This is a genomic window from Leptonema illini DSM 21528, assembly GCF_000243335.1.
Taxonomy (GTDB): Bacteria; Spirochaetota; Leptospiria; order Leptospirales; family Leptonemataceae; genus Leptonema; species Leptonema illini.
This window is the reverse complement of sequence record NZ_JH597773.1, coordinates 1,174,834-1,193,296: the sequence shown is the minus strand read 5'-3', so window position 1 is coordinate 1,193,296 and position 18,463 is coordinate 1,174,834. Positions and strand designations below refer to the sequence as shown.

The window sequence follows — 18,463 nt, the reverse complement described above, 5'->3', positions numbered from 1 at the left end:
GCAGAGGCGATGTTTTTACCTGAAAGCAAGAGCAGGACAATTGATAGAGGTGTAGAACACCTCCGGTATACCGGATCTCTTATCATGCTTCTTTTCGCGTTCTCTGCATTACAAGCAGAACCGAATGAGTGTATGGTTTCATCGGATGGAAGGTTCTGCATCGGCGACCGGGTTTTCTATGGAAGCGGCGAAAGCAAAGAAAACAGCTTCGGCGTTGTTTTGAGTATTGAAACTCTTAACGACTGGAAATGGATCATCGTCCGCATGGACGATGGCACCGTTCGCTCCGAAAGACACAGCTACAAGAATGTGAAAGACCTGCCCGCCTGTATAGAATCAAAAAAGGGACAGCTCTGCACAGGTTCAAAGGTTGCTGTTTTCGTCCAGAAGCTCTACGATTACGGTATCATGGAGATAGCCGCTATATTGCCCTACTCGCGCGGAATAGAGGGGAAGTATGAGTTTTATGGTAATATTGTTACACCCGATGGAAAAGCGGTATTCAGCAGCGCTCATTCCCTTGTCGATTTCGAAGGCGAGGTTCCGGAATTTCCCGAACTGCGTTTCGGCGATAGCTTTTATAACGTTCTCGGAATCCGTGAGACAATCTACTTTTACGATCATGAAGATAATAGGTATGTAGTGAAGAACGAGGCAAGGCCGGGAAGGCTGAGCTGGTATTCGAAAGAGAAACTTCAATTCCGGTATACCCGGCAAAAAGAGGCAAAGGTAGAGATAACTCGAAAACGCGAGGAAACCCTGGGTATTTTCAGCACGGACAGGGATGCCTACAGACTACTTGCATGGAGAACCATGTTGTTCCTCGTTTCTGAATGCGAGGAGCGCTTCTTTGGACCGGAAGAGGTATTGCTGAAAGACCCCGAGGCAATTTTTACGGACTACGAATCAAGGCGGGTGTTCAAAACCTATCTCGATCTCCGACATATGGGTGGCGACATCTTCTGGCCATTGCCTCGAAAGGAGGTAACGGCCACCGTTCGAATGTCTGCGACCTGCGTGTACAAAAATCAGCCTCAAATCGTCCGTGAATAAAGCTGCGTCTTGTTCTCGGTGCCCAGGTAGGCGTCGAAACACATCGCCATGTTACGGATGATCGGGCGGCCAAGAACGGGCACTTCAATCGAATCCTCGCCCAGCTGAAGAAGCCCGTCTTCGATGAACGGATGAAGGCGTTGCAGAGCGACGCCGAAATACTTGCGAAAATCGATGCTGTATTGATTCTCGAACGCCTTGAAATCAAGGTGGCCGTTGCACATCAGCGTGATGATGACGTCGCGTCGCAGCACGTCGTCGTCAGAAAGAACGTAGCCGTCATGAATCGGCAGCTCTCCCCGTTCCAGCGTGTCGCGGTATTCTTTCAGTCCGCGCAGATTGCGTGCATAGACGCGCTCCAGCTGTGAGATGGACGTGATTCCGAAGGCGAAGATCTCGATGCCTTTTTTCGTCGTATAACCCTGAAAGTTGCGGTACAGCGTGCGCGATTCAAGCGCCCTTGCAAGCTCGTCTTCGGGTCGGGCGAAATGATCGAGGCCGATATAGGTGTAGCCGGCCTCTGTGAACGACTCGACGACATTCTTGAAAATTAAGAGCTTTTCGATGGCGGCCGGCAGAGCATCGGCCGGCAGAAGCGATTGATGCTGCTTCACCCATGGCACATGAGCGTAGCTGAATACGGCCATACGATCGGGCGAGAGTTCAAGCACCGTATCGATCGTATGTCTGTAGCTCTGCACGGATTGATACGGCAGGCCATAAATCAGATCGACATTAATCGAATGAAATCCAAGCGAGCGGGCCTCGGCGAATATATTGCGAAATGCAGATTCCGGCTGCACCCGGTTCACCGCATGCTGCACCTTCTCGTCGAAGTCCTGCACTCCGAAGCTGATACGGTTAAACCCGAGTTCTCGTAGCGTCGCAAGCTGGCCTTCATGCACCTCGGACGGCGAGAGCTCGATGCTGATCTCGGCATCGTCGGTGAACGTGAAGCCGTCGCGAATCCAGCCGAGAATGCGCTGCAGCTGCTCTTTCGTAAAATAATTCGGAGTTCCGCCGCCCCAGTGTAACTGAGCGACCTGACGTCCCGGAGCGATCAGCGACCGCACCATCTGCACCTCTTTATGCAGCGCATTCAGATAGTTCTCTTTGATATCGGGCCGTGATGTGATGACGGTGTTGCATCCGCAATAATAACAGAGCGTGCGGCAGAACGGCAGATGAAAATAAAGCGAGATCGGATCGGTGCGCTTTGAGGCGGCGATGGTGGCGCTGTAGGTTTCGGCCGTGAAATCGCTCTTGAAATGCGGCACGGGCGGATACGACGTATAGCGTGGACCGGCCTTGTCATACTTTAAAAGAATATCTGTGTCGATGATCTGTTTCATTGTTCCGGTCCTGCTGCCGCCTTTCGGTGGCTTTAAGTCAATTCCCCGCCTCAGTCCGCTGCCGTCCAATCGGATTTAAATCCGAAAGAATCGATTCTCCGTTGTGAAAATCCGAATCTGCATCACCTGAGACCTTCAAGCAAACGGCGCGCCTCTTTGCGGTCACCAGGAAAGGGCAGACGGCGCTCGGCAAACTTCAGATCTTCGATGATCTGATCCTGCTTCTCAGTCTTGCCGCTATCGGTCTTTAAAAGCGAAACGGCTCTCCAGTAGCGCGCATAGATGACGTCCGTCGTTTCGGTCTCGGCATTGCGCACAAAGGCATCGAAGATCGACGCCGACATCGCATACTCTTCGAGTCGCATCGAAAGCACGCCGATATTGTAAAGCACACGTTCCCGTTGTAGACTGTTCACAACATCAGAAGAGCGATACGCTCTCCAGAAGTAAGTCCGTGCCTGATCATGAAGGTGGGCACGAGCGAAATAGTTACCCAGCTCATAGTTCGAAGCGAAACCATCGGGGCTTTTCTCGACGGCCTCGGTGAGCTGATCCTGCATGAGTCTTTCTTTAAAGGCCGACTGCAAAGCGCCATAAAAACGGCGCGCATCGGCATAGCCTTCAAGTCGCGAGATCTCGACGCCGTTATGATCGAGAAAAAGCACCGTAGGGAATCCTTCGATCCGGTATCGTTTCGAGAATTCAATATCCTTTTCGCCATCAAGAGAAAGAAGCGTATAACCGGCACTTTTCGCCTCAAAACCCGGCGCATCATAGATCTCGCGTCGCATCTGACGACAGAAGCCGCACCAGGGCGCATACACCTCTACAAGAATCGGTCGCCGCTCTTTCTCAGAGGCCTGCGTCGCCTGATCCAGCGTCTTCAGCCAGGGAGCGGCCGCAACGGGAGACGTTATACAGCAAACAAGCAATGATAGAATCCATGCGCTGCGTTTCAAGAGGCCACCTCGCTTGCCTGCCGTCGGTGGGCGCAGATCTTCGCATAAGCGTCGATCAGCCTCTGCGTCATGACGACGGCCTCAGAAGAGCGATTGATATCGGGATGATGCTCTTTCAGGAGTATGCGGTATCGTTCTTTCAAGATCTCTTCGCCCGGAAGATCCTCGAAGCCGAATAGCAGAAGCTCTTCGCGAAGCGATGCCGGAGCGGCCACGACGTCGGCGCCGATCCATCCGCGCAGCTTCGCCGTCTCACGCAGGCGCTCGCAAAATTCACGATAGATCGTCTCTTCGCGAAAAAGGCGTCGGTGAAAAAGATGACGCGTATACGAACGCAGCAGGCGAATCGCTCCCTCTGAAAGAGTTTTTTCTCTCGCATAGATGGATAACGTTCTTGAAAGAAGCGATTCGATCGAGCATCTCGTTTCGCAGTAGAACTGAAGACCATCGGACGTATATCGACATCCGGAAAGGGCGATCTCAAGCTCTTCTTCGTCGATCTTATGCGAGGCGAGCATGCTGAGCGACACGGAGAGAAAGAACTCCTCCCACATAAGATAGTCGTCGTCGGTCAGATACCAGCCGCGTCGTCGAAAGGCCGAAACGGCTCCGTCGTAGCCCAGGTCGGCGAGGTACTCGATAAGTATGCCCGCGTTCTCTGCGTTAAACGTCTCGGGCAGATCGGTCATGCTATGACCAGATCGGTAATAATAGCGAAAAAAGGATTCGGGCGCCGTTTCAAGACAGAGCAACACCGCATCGAGAGAGACCGACCAGTCGTCTCCGATCATGCTCTGCTCGATCTCTTCGAGAAGATCGTTTAGCAGAGTCGTTTTGCTTTCAGCCTCTCGCTTCATCTTCTTTCGTTGCGCTCTTCACCGTTTCCTGCACGGCAGCCTTCTTTGCCCTGCCTTCTTTCTTTGCGACGGCAGCGACCTCAGTGCCATGATCAAAAAGCCGCCTTTCCATAATTAGAAGCAGGTCTTCAAATCCCAGGCCTTTCTGGGCGCTGACGAAAACGGAATCGACAGGAGCCGCAACCATCAGCTCGCCCTTCTGCTCTTCGCCCATGCGATCGATTTTATTATATACGCGCAGAACGGGGATTTCGTCAAGCCCCAGATGCAGAAGAATCGACTCCACGTCGCGGATCTTCTGCTCCCGCAGCGGGTCGGCGGCATCGATACAGTGTAGAAGCAGGTCGGAATCGCCCAGCTCCTCAAGCGTCGCCTCGAAGGCGCGCTCCAGCTCGGGCGGCAGATCGTAGATGAATCCCACGGTGTCAGAAAGGATGAGCTCGCGCTCCTCGGGGAAACGAAGCCGTCGCGTCGTCGGATCAAGCGTCGCAAACAGGCGATTCTCGGCGATGACCTCGCTTCGCGTCAGCGCATTGAGCAGAGTGGACTTACCGGCATTCGTATAACCGACGATCGAACAGACGGGCACGCCCGATCGGTTGCGACGCGAACGCAGAAGCTCGCGACGACCTTTCAGCGACTTCAGCTCTTTTTCCAGACGTCCGATCTTCTCTTCTACGCGACGGCGGCCGATCTCAAGCTTCGTTTCGCCCGGACCGCGGGCTCCGATGCCGCCGGTTAACCTCGACATGTTATCGTCGGTTTCGCTCAGTCGTCCTTTGAGATAACGCAGCTGCGCCAGCTCCACCTGAAGCTTACCGTCCCGGCTGCGGGCGTTCTGCGCGAAGATATCGAGGATGAGCTGCGTGCGATCGATGATCTTCAGCGACGTTTCGCGCGAAATGCGGATGGCCTGAGAGGGGGCCAGCTCGCGGTCGAAGATCATCAGATCGATCTCGTCCTGCACGGCGGCCACCGAAAGGTCGCGAATCTTACCCGAGCCGACCACCGTCGCCGGATCGGCCTTCTGACGGTTCTGCACGAAGCGCCGCACCGGATTCACGCCTGCCGTGCGACACAGCTCTTCAAGCTCGTCCATGCTTTCGTCGGGCATGCGCTTGCGACGCATCTCGGGCGTGTACAATCCGACAAGGTAGGCGCGCGGGCCGCCCGAGGCCTTGCGCGTCTTATCCCGACTCTGCCGGAACTCCCGCTCGATCTGTTCGATCAGGATATCAAAGGCTTCCTGCTCCTGCCCGGGACGCACAGGCTCAAAGAGCTCATAGCCGGTCTTTGCTGACGGTGAGAGGCGGGCCGTATAAAAGAACTCGGGAAGGCCGCGCTGGTCGACGGTGATGGCCGTCACCGTATCGAGACGCAGAAGCGTGAGGTCAAAGAGGTCCTCTTCGCTGAGAGGCTCCTTCTTCAAGTGGGTGTGAATCAACCGCAGCTCGCGCAGACGGGCCGCCCCGCCGCGCTCCAGCTCGGGAATGAAGATGCGGCGATCGTCGCCGACCATGACGTGGTCGATGCGTCCGCGCCGATCCGCCAGCACACCGATCTGGCGAGAGATATCATGGGAGAGTTCAGAGAGCTCACGGGCGAACTCGCCCGTCATGAGTTGCTCGGCAGGGAACCGCCTGCGGAATAAACGTCGGAGCCGATCCAGCTGCGCCGGCTTCAGCCCGTTCAAGGAACCTGTAAGATTAATGAGTGCACCCTCCTCTTCCAGGATACGCAGGGCAGGCACGGGGTCGACTCGAAAATCACGGGAAAAGGGGAGAGACGGAAAGCACAATCATAAAAACCAGAGCTTACTCAAAGTCGAAGAATAATCAAGACAAAACAATTTGACATCAATACATTCCATGATAGAACATGCTAAAGCTTTCTAACGATACAGGGGTGAGTCAATGGGAAAAATTTTTCTTTCTCATAGCAGTAAGGATAAAGATAGAATTGGTCAAATCGCGAATGCTCTCGGCCCGGATGTCGTTATCTACGATGAGCTATCCTTCGACGATGGACAAGCGATAGTTGACGAAATAGAAAACGGCCTCGATAACAGCGACATGTTCGTGTTGTTCATCAGTGATGCTTCTCTCAACTCAACATGGGTCAATCGAGAGTTAGCGGCGGCACAAACCCGTTTCCGGGACAATGTACTGCGTTTCTTACCTATAATCATTGACCAGAAAGTAAACTACACAGACCCCAGAATTCCCGATTGGGTTAGAGAAACTTATATCCTACGCTACAACGGCTCTTTAAAGAAAATAATTCGACTAATTAAGCAAAAGAGAATTGAAAGATCATGGCAGTTATTTCCTCACCTCAGACAAAAGGATCGACTCTTCGTTGGAAGAAACGCCATTATTGACAACATCGAATCGAAGCTCTATCACGTGACAGACAAACGCCCAAATACAATAATAGCTTCCGGAATAAAACGTATTGGCAGAAAGAGCACGGTAATTCATACTCTTCGAAAAAATGGCTACATTGGGGAAACATACAGCCCGAATATTATCACGCTTGATAGGCATAGCAACATTGACAACCTATTACTTGCTCTAAGCGATATCGGAATTTGCGAAAACATCATCACCCCCAAAGACCTACTCTGCAGTATTCCGGAAAAGATTCAAACAACAGCAACCCTTTTGTCATTAATCGCGGAAGCAAAGGAAATCATTGTTATCGAAGACAGCGGTTGTATTATTTCTCCTGAAAATGAAATCGCCGACTGGTTCGTAAAACTAAGCGAACTGACTCACCCAATAAATCAAATACTTAACATCATAACAACACCGTACAGATTACATCAAACAAGCATCAATCATCTGCCCATCCTGTACTTCCATATTCCAGAACTCGAAAGAGAAGGATTATGTCCCGAATTTAGTTAGAGTTTGAAAAGGCGGAACCCTGGCCCAAAATGGGCCGAACAACCACATTCCCTTACGGAGGGTTCCAAGTGAAGAAGAACGAACGGGCAGAAAACAGTCAAACACAAAGCCTGGCGGCCGATGAGTTTCGGGATTATATTCGAACCAGCCTCGATTCCCGTGTGCGCGAATTTGCACTCGGCTACGTAGGAGCTTTGATTCTCGAAGAAATCGAAACGTTATGCGGCAAGACAGGGGAGCATAAGAGAGGCCGTGGATTTGCTCATCGAGGCGGCAGCCAGCGAGGTTCCATTGTGCTCGATGGAGAAAGGGTGGCCATCCAGAAGCCCAGAGCTCGACGTAACGGCAAGGAGGTGAAGCTGGAGCGATATGAGATCCTTCAGGATCGCTCTGATCTTCGCGAGCATGTTGAGCGCCTGATGCTGGCGGGCATCAGCACCCGGAACTATGAAAAGACGCTGAGAAAGACAGAAGCCTCTCTCGGCCTTTCGCGGAGTGCGGTTTCGCGGGAGTTTGTGAAGTCCAGCCGTGAGTCGCTCAATCATTTGAATTCACGCAGGTTTCCTGATCAGACATTCTGGTGTATTGTTCTTGATGGCATCGTATTCGGCGGCTCTGTCGTAATCGTTGCTCTCGGGGTCGATACGGCCGGAAACAAGCATTTTCTGGGTCATTTCTGAGGGGTCTACAGAGAATGCTGATAGCGCACTCAGTGTCCTTCAATCAATCGAGAGCCGTGATATCCGCTTCACAGATCGTGTGCTTGTCGTCATGGATGGATCAAAGGCTCTTGAAAAAGCGGCCAGACAGTTCTTCGGTAGCAGAGCTGAAATTCAACTCTGCTACTTGCATAAACAGAGAAATGTCCTTGCAAAACTCCCACGGAAGTATCATGCAGAATTCTGCAAGAGATACAAGCAGGCATTCAGCGCGAACAGTTACGAAGATGTCGCAAGCGAGATGCGGTCCGTGCTATCATGGCTCGAATCCATCAGCTACAGTGCCTCCCAGAGCCTTCAGGAGGGCTTAGAGACGCTGTTAACGCTGCATCGCATCAATATGCCGCCGAAGTTGAGAACATCCTTCTACACAACCAATCTGATCGATTCGGCATTTTCGAATCCCAGGTCTCAGCTTAACCGGGTTAAACGGTCAAGGCCGCAGACAGACCAGGTGCTCCGATGGGTCGGTAGTCTCCTGCTATCACAGGAGGAACAATTCCGTAAGGTGCGGTCATACACTCATATCCATGAGTTCTTAAACACCTTCCTGGATAAAAAGATTGACGAGCGGATCTCGGCATAGGATGCATTCAGTGGGTCCCGCCTCAAAGTCTAACTATCACTGGGACATAGTCGAATCGGCCGTCATAACGATCTATGGCCGTCGGTTGATGGAAAGTTACTGGGCTCAGGGCGTACCCATTCCAGGCACGAATCGACGCACTGTCGAGTATGTCAGCGCCGAAGCCGCCTTCAAGGATCCAGTCGTGGAGTGGGCGTCGCGAAACGAGCTTATGGCCGACGACGTGCATCCCAACGACAACGGTTATCGCGTCTACGGCCCCATCATTGCCCGGAAATTGAAGGACCTCCAATACGATGTCCATGGCTCCGATTACGACTTCACCTCGGGAAATTGGAAAGACTGGACTCCGTTACCTGAGGACCCCGTTGGAGAGGATCTTACCTTGCTATTGCTATGTTTCTATTTTGGAATATGTAAGTGACCAAACAGATGAAGAAAAAGATGTTCGTGGCAGTCGCCGCTGCGGGTTGGCCGATCTCTGGCTTCTTAATGTGGCAACTGCTGTCGGGTGATACGGAAGAACGAGGTGCTGTGGGCATAACAAAGTCAGGAGAACAGGTTCGTCATGCCTCCGGTTCGGTGAACCGAAGTCTAAAGGCTGTACTTGTATCGCCTATCTCTAAGGTCTATGTTCGTCCGCACCCCGATGGCTTTCTTACTGGCCGCTGGATTGCTTTTCAATCTTTCAATCGTCGCACTGCGGGGGCAACGGAGTTTATTGACTTTTTGCTCGAAGGCAATGTCACTTCCGTGCCCTCCGAAGCCGTGGATTGGCCTAAGCAGAGCCCCCGACAGGAGTTTCGTTAAGATGCGCCTCGTTCGAGCGTTTTTGTTAATCATCTGTTTTTCACCGTCTATCCTGGCTGAACCGGTATTTCTGGTCGGCCGAAATGGTTCAGTAGTGCATGCGGAATTCTTGAGAAGAGACGGGGGGATTTTTATCAGAGATTCAGCCGTTGGCGCTACTTACGATGAGAAGGAATTTACTGCAATTTATCCGGCATCTTACCGAACCACACTTGAGGGATCGCGGCGGTTGAGCGTTTTCACCGAGTCTCTCGTTTTCTTCAATGCGGGTGAAAAATACGTCTGGAACCCGAACGGAAAATACCTTTTCTGGTCTCACGATGCAACTCAGAGGGGCATGCGCCTGCTGCTGGTGGGCATGTCCATACTGACCTATTCCCGGGCAGCAGAAGCAAACAGAAAAGTGCGGGCCTCCATTCCCTTGATCAATTCTTCATCAGCACGAAAGCGCTTTGTCGAACGCCGTTCAATCTACTATACAACTCTGGGTGTCACAAGCGCGTATTTCGTTATTCAGCCCGGAATAGCGGCATACCGGTACGGACGCAATGCCGAAGGGGCTGACTTGAGACCACAGGCGGAGCCCCTGACCGCGACTGAATACATACAGAGATATCCACCTCAATTGCAAGCCCCGCTTTCGGCGGACGACGCATCAATAACTCTGGAATCCTCGTTTAGATTTTGAACCATGAAATGTCGTTTCTTCGTCATGACTGTTGCGTTGCTGGTTCCTGTCAGTTGCCTTGATGAGGCTATACCTGATTACACCAGCACATCGATTTTGGTCGAATCGCTACACCAGGGCTACCTGAATTCTGGAAACTGCCTCATTTCCGTCCAACACGGAACTATTGTCGGCTCCAGGATGGTTTTCTGCGCCCGCATTCAACGAAGGCATTGCTCTGCGGCATATCTTAGCGACACTGCGGCTGAAATCGAAAGTCTTCGTTCCGATATTCGGGAACTCGGAGGGCTTCATCTTGCCTGTACTGTGGACGCTGAGGCGCTGGCGTCCTTCCTGGACTCCTTGAACGTTCCAAACCATCCATTGATTGCCAGTTACGGCGCGACCAAAGATGCCCTGATAGGGGCATCGATTGGCACCGTAAGTATTGAAGCCTGTGAATCTGTTGGTCTGACCCTGTCAACGTTCGGCGGAGGGGCCGCTACCCTGATGACCGAAGCTCAGCTTGACTCAATGAAGGATGCCCGATTATTACTCTGGCGATACGCTGCAAATAATTCATGCCGAAATGCCATTCCGCTTACATCAGGTGAACGTACTTTCCTTACAAATATGGCCGCCGGTGCAGTTCGGGACATGATGCTGTGCGATACAGGTGTTGACGATCCCGGGTTGCCGGATTGTCCGAGTGCTGTAGTGGAATACACTGGCCTGTAACAGGCAGATATCAGCAAATAAGATCCTGAAGGCTTGACATCGGACGGTAATCGCCGAATGTCAGGCCGATGTCTGTTGCTTTTCTCTTCCTCATTGTCATCGTTCTCGGTATCTTCATCGTAGTTCTGCTTTCGCGCACAGAGGGGCTTCGCGCCCGTCTCGACGAAGCAGAACGAAGGCTGCGCATTCTTGAAGGGAGCGGTGAAAGCGCTCCGGCAAGAATCCGCGAAAGCTCTCACCCGGAAAGCAGACCGGCAGACGTTCTGTTGAAAAAACCCGTCGCAAGCGAGCCGCCACCTTCTCGCACGAGCGAGCCCGTCGAAAGGCCGATTCGCGAGCCGCAAAAGCCGCAGGAACACGTCGCGGCGGCCGAGCCTGCTGCGAAACGTCCGCAGTACGCAGCAGCGGAGGCGCGCAGCGAGCAGAGCATGCCGCTGGAGAAGGCCCCCGCAGCAAAACCGATTCTGGCGCCTCCACGACAGAAATCCGAGCTGTGGCAGAAGATCGAAAGGCAGCTTATCGAGAACTGGACTGGCATGCTTGGCGCCGTGATTCTGACGGCCGGGCTTGGCTTCCTCGGCGTCTACGCCGCTCTGTCCCTTGCTCCCGTGTTTCGCTTCTTTATGATGCTCGCCATCGCCGGATCGCTTGCAGGTGCCGCCTTCTATCTGGAAAAGAAACCGGACTGGAAGAAATTCTCGTCATGGTTAACGGCTGCGGGCGGCGCCGTGTTGCTCGTCTCCTGTTTTGCCGCCGTCGCCATTCCGGGCGTGAAGTGGATCGAGAATGAGACGGCCGGCCTGCTTTTGATTATCGTCGGAGTGCTCGTTAACCTTTTCTTTGCCTATCGTGCAAGCGCCGAGGCCTTCGCCTCGCTTCATCTGCTGCTTTCGTTGATCGTGCTTGCCGTGTTGCCGCCGGCTCTTCCCGTACTGTTAACGGCGGCGGGCGTCGCCCTTGCAGGCGTTTTGCTTGCGGCACGATCTCGCTGGGAGTTTCAGGCCGTTCTCTGTACGGTAAGCTTTGCTCTGTATCAGGTCGTGCGTTATTTCGCCATGCGCGATGCCGGGCTTCTTTCACAGGAGCCGACCGATATCAATCGACTGATCGGCATCCTGTCAACGGCTGCGGTCGCATCGGCCGCTCTGCTGCAACACTATCGAGCGATCTTTCAAAGCGATCGGCTGGAGAGGCTTCCGTTCTTCGCTCATCTTGTTCACTGGATGACGGCCGGCCTCGGCTTCCTTCTGTATGCAACGGGCTCGAAATGGAATACGATCGTTCTTGCCCTGGCCACCGTCGTCGTCTTTCTGCTTGCGCGTTATGCGCGTCGCCTGCGCATTCTGTGGCTGTATCGCACCGATACGCTGATCGCTCAGGGCCTGGCCTTTTTCTGTATTCTCACGCTCGGTCGCTGGCAGGTGGACGCCTTTCATGTCGGTCTCGTCATGTTTGTGCAGACGATGCTCTTTTTCGCTCTTATGAATCGGGAAGGCGAAGAGTTCCTCGAATCCGTCGGATTGTTCCTGCATCTTCTGTCGGGCGTTATTTTTATTGCATTGGCGACCGGTGACATCCCATATTCCGATGATGCGGCGCTGCTTCGCCGGGCAGGCATGATGCTGGCCCTGCTTCTTTTCTCGCTTGTTCTGTATCAGCGAACGCTGAAGCCGCTTCTTCAGTTTTCGTCGGTATGGAGCGTCGCTCGCTCGATTATACAGGCCGCTTTTCTCATATCTCTCTATGCGCTTCTGCTGCCTTTCGAATGGAGCACGCTAGCCGTTTCTGCCGTTGCCGGCCTGGTGTTCTTCGCACCGCATCCATTCGTGAAAGATCGGACGGCGATGCCCGTGCTGCTGTTCTTGCCTGTGGCCGGTCTGATGCTTGCGGCGCATCTGATCAGCGGCGATGCCGCAGACGACCTCTACTGGAGATCTGCCTCCCTTGCCATCCCTTTTCTCATGCTGGCCGTGTTACTCATTCTCAGGCCGGCTCGCCTCGATTTGCATGACGGACGTCTGGATTCAGCAGGCGGCATGGTGCTATATTTTCTCCTCTCCTGTCTCGTACTCGGTATTGGCGTTATGCGCCTTGACTATTCGTTACACAGCGCTGCATTTCTCACGGGAATGCTGCTGACAGGACTTGCGCTTCATCGTTTCTTGAGCGTGCCCGACGCGACCTTCCCGCTCTGGCATGCGCTCGGCGAGATTTTACACGGATTGTATCTATCGATGATCTTCGTCTATCTCTTACCCGTTTATTGGGCGACGATCGCCGTTTCGGCGTTAGCCGCCACGCTGGTGTTTGTTCCGTTTCGCATGGGTCGGTCGGATTCCATCCAGAGCCGTCAGCGTATTGAGAGAAGGCCAGGTTCAGATGGCATCTTCCTTTTCCTGTTGATCGGTCTCCCTGTACTTTTCGTGCATCTTTTCGATGGAGACGCACGAGCGATGTCTTCTGTTAACGTCTTCTGGCGGACGCTGCCTTTCCTCGCTCTGTTTGTGCTCCAGCTCTGGAGGCCCGCTTCGATTTCCTTATCGTTCGCACCGACCGTGCCCGTCGTATGGATGCTTGCGGTGTTTCTGGGCATCGTCTCGTATCGCATCTTCGAGCCGATCTCGGCGATGATTCCTGGCGTCGTCTGGCTGCTTCTGTCACTCGTCGCACTGGAATCTTCCGGATTTCTGGCAGGTAAAGAGGCACATCGGATAACGTCGCGGCATCTGCTTTATACAGGGTCGATAGCCGTTCTCGCCTTTTTGATCCGGCATGTTGCCGTTGAGTTGCAGAGCGAATACTATCTCGGTCCGGTGACGGCGCGAGTGTTGATCCAGATTTTCGCGATTGCTGTGTTTCTCTTCTGGTTCACAGCGCAGAGAGCGGATGGCGGATGGTTTGAGCGCCGCATCCAGACCTATTATCTTGAACTTGCCATTGCAATGGGCGTTCTCGCCGTCGAGCTGGAAGTTCCGGAACGCTGGACGCTGGTCGTCTATGCAGCCACTCCGGCGCTTTTTGTCGCTCTGGCACGCATGTTCGCATCGGTGCGTCGTCTCTCTGTGTACGGGCTTTTCCTCTTCTGGTGGTCGGTATTTTATCTGACATTTCTATCGTCGACGGCTGAGATGCCACAGGCGCATTTTGCCGATCAAAACTGGGTTGCCGGATTGATCGCCATGCTTGTGCTTGTGGCCGTCTCAATTCTTCTTCTGCGCGAAAGGCCGTTCGCCGGTACCGAAGTTCCCTTTCCGTTTTCGGTTGTCGCTCGCCTGATGCCGTTTGTCGATGGTCGCCGCAATCTATGGATCTTTGACCCGCTCTTTCTCGGCGCTGCTCTGTTTCTCTACTGGTCCTTTGATCAGGCGCTCCTGACGCTGCTCTGGGTCGTTCTGATCTTCATCGTCTTCTCGTTAAGTATCGTCTTGCGTGAAAGTCATTTTCGCATTCTGTCGATGGTTGCGCTCGGCGCCGCTCTGCTGCGCCTGATCTTCTTTGATCTTGCACGAAGCTCCACGCTTACGCGTGCCCTTGTTTTTGTCGGAGTCGGTCTGCTCATGCTCGGTATGAATTCTCTGTATAACCGTTTCAAGGATCGTTTTACGGAAGCGAAGGAGCCACAGTCATGAATCTGAGAACGATTGCACTTCTTATATTGCTCGCAGGCGGCTCTTTGCTCGTCTTCGCCCTCACTAAAGCAGAGATACGATTGCCCTTCGAGAGCACGCTTGCGCCGGCCTTTCAAATTCTCGGGAAGCCGATCAAGCGCGTGGACCGGGCGCTGACTCGCGTGCTGCCGATCGATGAGGTGGATGAGGCGAGGTATGGAGAGGCCATCGCCCTGCGCTACGAATCCTTCAACGGAGGAACAGAGGCCGATCAGGCCTATGTGCAGTCGCTGATCGAAACGGTTGCGGCCGGAACACAGAAAGGCTTTCGTTACAGGGCCTTTATAGTTGAAACCAGGTCGCCCAATGCCTTCGCTTTACCGGGCGGAGTCGTCGTCGTAACGTCGGGCCTTCTTGAAACGCTGAAATCGGAATCCGAGCTTGTGGCCGTGCTGGCGCATGAGGTAGGTCATGTGGAGCTTTCGCACTGTATCGATGCCGTGCGCCTTGAGATCGCCGCAAAGAAGATCGGAGCAGCGCCGTTAGGCGAGATCGCCGACTTTGCCATGAATCTGATGATGCGTCACAGCTATAGCAAGACGCAGGAGAATGAGGCCGACGAATATGCGTGGGCCTATATCAAGAGCTCTTCGTACGCTCCGACGGGGCTCGGTCGTAGCTTTCGTCGCCTGCGCACGTATTACGATCCGAACCGGAGCGATAACGAGACACAGCGGGCGCCGCATCCTGTATCGGAGTATTTTCAGAGCCATCCGCATCTGGAGTTCAGGGAGGATAAATATCTGGAGCGAGCGAAGGCCTGGCGCAAGGCGCATCCCGACGAGGAGCGCTGTGTCGGTACTGCCTTGCTTGTGGCGCGAACTCCTCTCAATACGGTCACGCATGATCCGTCGCAGTGGAGCACTGAGGATTGAACGACGCTTTACAGATACACTGGCTGAGTTCCGGAGGCATCTTCAGCTGCATCTGGGGTTTGCAGATTATCGTTTCGCGAGCCGGACGTGATCGTGCCCTGGCAGCTGCGTTAGTCGTCGCCGGCATCTGGCTGCTTTCGGGGGCTTACGTATTCTCAGGAGCGGCGGCGCGCTGGCCTCTGCTGTTTCTATGGCATCTGCCGATCGTCTATACGGGCGGCCCGCTCATGCTGCTTCATTATCGCAGGCTTTTCGGGCCGGCAAGGCTATCGAGGTATCACTGGATTCTGCCCGTCCTGGCCATAGCGGTACCTGTTGTTTTTCACATGCTGAGTGATGCCGAGCAACGTGAGTTCTTTGAGCGCGGAATCCAGGCGGACGACTTTGTGCATCTGCTCGTCGCCGCCGGTAACGTCGGGACAAAGCTATCGTTCCTCGTCTATCTTCTCTATATCGGCTGGCATGTGTACAGGTCGACAGGAAACCATCGAGCGCTTCTGGCCTCGGGTCTCTTTCCCGTTTTCTTTGTGTATGTGTTGCTCTTCGTCGATCTGCTGATCGGCCTGGTCGGATTCTTGATTCCGAGCTTTCTGATGATTCGTATCAGCGCTCTGCTTCTTCCCGTTAACCTGTTCGTCTTTTTTGTGTTATCGGGTCGTTATCCGAATGCCGTTCAGGGGCTGCAGGAAGAGATGGAGCGTCGTCGCCGTCGTCGTGCCAAGCTGGGAGACCTCGATCTCAACGCCATGGCTCTCGAACTTGATGAGCGCATGCGAGAAGAGAAGATATATGCCGACGAAGATCTGACGCTGGCCTCGCTGGCCCGAGAGCTGGCGACGACAGTAGACCGGCTATCCTACCTTCTAAATGTGCATATGCAGCAAAGCTTTTCGGATTACGTCAATCGCTGGCGTGTGCAGGAGGCCTGCCGCCTTCTCGAAGACGAGCCCGAGCGCACCATCCTGTCTATCGGCTTCGCCGCCGGCTTTAATTCCAGATCTTCGTTTCACCGTGCCTTTTTGAAAGAAACCGGTCTCACGCCTAAAGAGTACCGCCGCCGCAAGTCCTTGTGATCATCGGGCCTGTGATCGAAACAGCACTCCGGGGTTAAAAAAATCCTGTTTTGCATGTCTCATTCTATGGAATGAGGCGATTTCTTATACAGACTATGCATACTTCTGTTCTGGCTGATAAGCCTCCCCGAAACACAGGGGACAGAAAAGGAGCAGGTTCATGACGACTCAAACAATGGCACGAGAGGCGCCGGCCTCTCAAAAACAGAGCGCATCGCATCGCAGCGTCGCTCATCTCTTCCTCGACAGCGCCGAACGTTATGCAGAGAATCCGGCCTTTGCCACACGCGAAGGCGGACATTTTCAGATGACGACCTATGCGCAACTGCGCGAGCAGGCCGAGTCCCTGGCGACGGCGCTGATCGATCTCGGATTGAAGCCGCGCGATCATGTCGGTATCTTCGCCGAGAACCGCCTTGAATGGATCCAGGCCGATCTGGCCGTATTGCTGGCCGGAGCCGCCGACGTGCCGCGCGGCGCCGACGTGACCGATCCCGACATCCGACACATCGTGCCGCATTCAGGCATGCGCTTTCTCTTTGTCGAGAATACGACCGTACTCGAAAAGATGCGCCGTCACCCCGACCTGATCAAGGGCGTAACGCTCATTCTGATGAGCGGACAGGATGCAGACGTTTATGCGCAGGCCGATCTTATCCGCCGGGGACGCGAGCTGCGTCATCAGGGCGATCGACGTGTTGAAGAGCACATGGCCGGTCTTTCATCTGACGATCTCTTTACGCTGATCTATACGTCGGGGACGACAGGCGCCCCTAAAGGCGTCATGCTCACGCATGCGAACATGATTTCGCAGCTGGAGCGCATCCCTGTGCCAATCCGCACCGACGATCGTGTGCTTTCCATTCTGCCTGTATGGCATATCTTCGAGCGCGTCTTCGAAATGATCGCCCTCGGTCGCGGATGCTGCACGTATTATTCGAACGTTCGGTCCCTTCGCGATGACATGAAAAACGTGGCTCCGACTTTCATGGCATCGGCGCCGCGCCTGTGGGAAAGCGTATATGCGGGTATTCTTACGAATCTTGAGAAGGCATCCCCGGTCCGTCGCGGTCTTTTCGCTCTCACGCTTTCCGTTTCGCGTCGTTTTCGCGGAGCATTGCGCTTCTTGAAAGGGAACGAGCTTGATATTACCGGGCGATCGTCCTTTCTTTCGATGTTCCGTGCTCTCTGGTCTATAGTCGAGGTGCTTCTTCTCGCCGTGCCGTTCTTCTTACTCGATCGCATCGTACTGAAAAAGATTCGAGCGGCGACGGGCGGTGCGCTTCGCGGCACGTGCTCAGGCGGCGGAGCACTGCCGTATCACGTCGATCTTTTCTTTAACGATGCGGGCATTCCCGTTCTCGAAGGATATGGATTAACCGAAACGTCTCCCGTGCTTTCCGTGCGAACGCCTGATCTGCTTGTGCCGGGTACTGTCGGTCCGATTTATCCCGACACCGATCTGCGTATCACCGACCTGAATACAGGCGAACTGCTCTTCACGACCGAAGCAGGCGGCCCGAAACGTCGCGGCGTTAAGGGCGAGATCCACGTTCGAGGCCCGCAGATTATGAAGGGATATTACAAGGATCAGGCGGCCACCGATAAGGTTCTTAAAGACGGATGGTTCAATACTGGCGACCTCGGTATGATGACGTATAACGATTGCCTCAAGATTACAGGTCGCTCTAAAGAGACGATCGTTCTTCTGAACGGCGAGAACGTAGAGCCGGTGCCGATCGAGAACACGTTGCTTCAGTCTCCCTATATCCGTCAGCTGATCGTCGTCGGTCAGGATAAGAAGTATCTGACGGCGCTGATCGTGCCCGAGATTGAAAAGTTTCCGGGGCATAAGGAGTTCACGACGCTGGCCATCGACCCTGAGGCGCTGTCCGTGATTCGCGATGAGGTTAAGCGGCTGATCTCGGCCGAACAGGGCTTTAAAAGCTTCGAGAAGGTCGTCGACTTCCGCCTGCTTCCGAAGCCTTTTGAGCAGGGTGACGAGCTGACGGGCAAGCTTTCTGTGAAGCGTCACGTCGTAACGGAGCGCTATGCAAAGCTGATTGAATCGATGTACGAGTAAAACCTTCTTTCTATCTTCGCGTAATATTGCCGGGTGTCAATTCAGGCACCTGGCGATATTGCATCTCTTCACATATTTCCGTTGACTCCAAAGCCAGACCTGCTGTCCTTCCGT

General features: G+C 53.9%; 14 protein-coding genes and 1 pseudogene. 11 read left to right on the top strand and 4 right to left on the bottom strand.

The genetic code is table 11. The features are described from left to right. Positions 1–9: 9 nt before the first annotated feature. Positions 10–1,053: a hypothetical protein gene (locus LEPIL_RS05470; protein WP_002770734.1), complete on the top strand. Its 1,044-nt coding sequence runs from the start codon at positions 10–12 to the stop codon at positions 1,051–1,053. Here LEPIL_RS05470 and hemN read toward each other — a convergent pair. The 4 genes from hemN to hflX all read right to left on the bottom strand — a co-directional run bounded on the left by hemN (position 1,035) and on the right by hflX (position 5,839). Further along, complete coding sequence (hemN, locus tag LEPIL_RS05465) at positions 1,035–2,405, bottom strand: oxygen-independent coproporphyrinogen III oxidase (protein ID WP_002770733.1); 1,371 nt, start codon at positions 2,403–2,405, stop codon at positions 1,035–1,037. The two genes, LEPIL_RS05470 and hemN, sit on opposite strands and share 19 nt — an antisense overlap. A 122-nt stretch (positions 2,406–2,527) precedes the next feature. Next, the gene (locus tag LEPIL_RS05460) at positions 2,528–3,364 is read right to left on the bottom strand and encodes a thioredoxin family protein (RefSeq protein WP_002770732.1); all 837 of its coding nucleotides are present in this window, start codon (positions 3,362–3,364) and stop codon (positions 2,528–2,530) included. Then, positions 3,361–4,221 carry a J domain-containing protein gene (locus tag LEPIL_RS05455; protein WP_002770731.1) on the bottom strand — a complete coding sequence of 287 codons (861 nt, stop codon included), beginning with the start codon at positions 4,219–4,221 and terminating at the stop codon, positions 3,361–3,363. The genes LEPIL_RS05460 and LEPIL_RS05455 overlap by 4 nt, the downstream gene beginning before the upstream one ends. Continuing rightward, positions 4,205–5,839, bottom strand: a complete 1,635-nt coding sequence (gene hflX / locus LEPIL_RS05450; protein WP_143464815.1) for a GTPase HflX — start codon at positions 5,837–5,839, stop codon at positions 4,205–4,207. The genes LEPIL_RS05455 and hflX overlap by 17 nt, the downstream gene beginning before the upstream one ends. A gap of 295 nt (positions 5,840–6,134) precedes the next feature. On the opposite strand from hflX, the gene LEPIL_RS05445 reads away from it, so the two are divergent. The 10 genes and pseudogenes from LEPIL_RS05445 to LEPIL_RS05395 all read left to right on the top strand — a co-directional run bounded on the left by LEPIL_RS05445 (position 6,135) and on the right by LEPIL_RS05395 (position 18,349). Continuing rightward, positions 6,135–7,130 carry a toll/interleukin-1 receptor domain-containing protein gene (locus tag LEPIL_RS05445; protein WP_040918334.1) on the top strand — a complete coding sequence of 332 codons (996 nt, stop codon included), beginning with the start codon at positions 6,135–6,137 and terminating at the stop codon, positions 7,128–7,130. 68 nt (positions 7,131–7,198) lie between these two features. Next, positions 7,199–8,435, top strand: a pseudogene (locus LEPIL_RS22840) (IS256 family transposase). A gap of 10 nt (positions 8,436–8,445) precedes the next feature. After that, entirely contained in the window at positions 8,446–8,859 is a 414-nt protein-coding gene (locus tag LEPIL_RS05430) for an SGNH/GDSL hydrolase family protein (RefSeq protein WP_143464682.1), read from the top strand. Next, on the top strand, positions 8,856–9,245 hold the full coding sequence (locus LEPIL_RS05425; RefSeq protein ID WP_143464681.1) for a hypothetical protein: 390 nt from the start codon (positions 8,856–8,858) through the stop codon (positions 9,243–9,245). The genes LEPIL_RS05430 and LEPIL_RS05425 overlap by 4 nt, the downstream gene beginning before the upstream one ends. 1 nt (position 9,246) lies before the next feature. Then, positions 9,247–9,933 (top strand): hypothetical protein, encoded by a 687-nt coding sequence (locus LEPIL_RS05420; RefSeq protein WP_002770728.1) that lies wholly within the window; start codon positions 9,247–9,249, stop codon positions 9,931–9,933. A 24-nt stretch (positions 9,934–9,957) separates the two neighbouring features. Continuing rightward, positions 9,958–10,650, top strand: coding sequence for a hypothetical protein (locus LEPIL_RS05415; protein WP_002770727.1), 693 nt, complete (start codon positions 9,958–9,960; stop codon positions 10,648–10,650). A gap of 68 nt (positions 10,651–10,718) precedes the next feature. Then, positions 10,719–14,279, top strand: coding sequence for a DUF2339 domain-containing protein (locus LEPIL_RS21675; protein WP_002770725.1), 3,561 nt, complete (start codon positions 10,719–10,721; stop codon positions 14,277–14,279). Continuing rightward, a complete protein-coding gene (locus LEPIL_RS05405; RefSeq protein ID WP_002770724.1) occupies positions 14,276–15,193 on the top strand; it encodes a M48 family metallopeptidase in 918 nt (305 codons plus the stop codon). Before LEPIL_RS21675 ends, LEPIL_RS05405 begins: the two co-directional genes overlap by 4 nt. Continuing rightward, positions 15,190–16,266, top strand: coding sequence for a helix-turn-helix domain-containing protein (locus LEPIL_RS05400; RefSeq protein WP_002770720.1), 1,077 nt, complete (start codon positions 15,190–15,192; stop codon positions 16,264–16,266). The genes LEPIL_RS05405 and LEPIL_RS05400 overlap by 4 nt, the downstream gene beginning before the upstream one ends. 160 nt (positions 16,267–16,426) lie before the next feature. Next, the gene (locus LEPIL_RS05395; RefSeq protein ID WP_002770718.1) at positions 16,427–18,349 is read left to right on the top strand and encodes an AMP-dependent synthetase/ligase; all 1,923 of its coding nucleotides are present in this window, start codon (positions 16,427–16,429) and stop codon (positions 18,347–18,349) included. Positions 18,350–18,463 lie beyond the last annotated feature (114 nt).

What these genes read in the sequence shown, in the direction of transcription:
- LEPIL_RS05470 (WP_002770734.1), top strand. Translation starts at nt 10, where the DNA reads ATGTTTTTACCTGAAAGCAAGAGCAGGACAATTGATAGAGGTGTAGAA.
- hemN (WP_002770733.1), bottom strand. Translation starts at nt 2,405, where the DNA reads ATGAAACAGATCATCGACACAGATATTCTTTTAAAGTATGACAAGGCC.
- LEPIL_RS05455 (WP_002770731.1), bottom strand. Translation starts at nt 4,221, where the DNA reads ATGAAGCGAGAGGCTGAAAGCAAAACGACTCTGCTAAACGATCTTCTC.
- hflX (WP_143464815.1), bottom strand. Translation starts at nt 5,839, where the DNA reads ATGACGGGCGAGTTCGCCCGTGAGCTCTCTGAACTCTCCCATGATATC.
- LEPIL_RS05445 (WP_040918334.1), top strand. Translation starts at nt 6,135, where the DNA reads ATGGGAAAAATTTTTCTTTCTCATAGCAGTAAGGATAAAGATAGAATT.
- LEPIL_RS05420 (WP_002770728.1), top strand. Translation starts at nt 9,247, where the DNA reads ATGCGCCTCGTTCGAGCGTTTTTGTTAATCATCTGTTTTTCACCGTCT.
- LEPIL_RS05415 (WP_002770727.1), top strand. Translation starts at nt 9,958, where the DNA reads ATGACTGTTGCGTTGCTGGTTCCTGTCAGTTGCCTTGATGAGGCTATA.
- LEPIL_RS21675 (WP_002770725.1), top strand. Translation starts at nt 10,719, where the DNA reads ATGTCTGTTGCTTTTCTCTTCCTCATTGTCATCGTTCTCGGTATCTTC.
- LEPIL_RS05405 (WP_002770724.1), top strand. Translation starts at nt 14,276, where the DNA reads ATGAATCTGAGAACGATTGCACTTCTTATATTGCTCGCAGGCGGCTCT.
- LEPIL_RS05395 (WP_002770718.1), top strand. Translation starts at nt 16,427, where the DNA reads ATGACGACTCAAACAATGGCACGAGAGGCGCCGGCCTCTCAAAAACAG.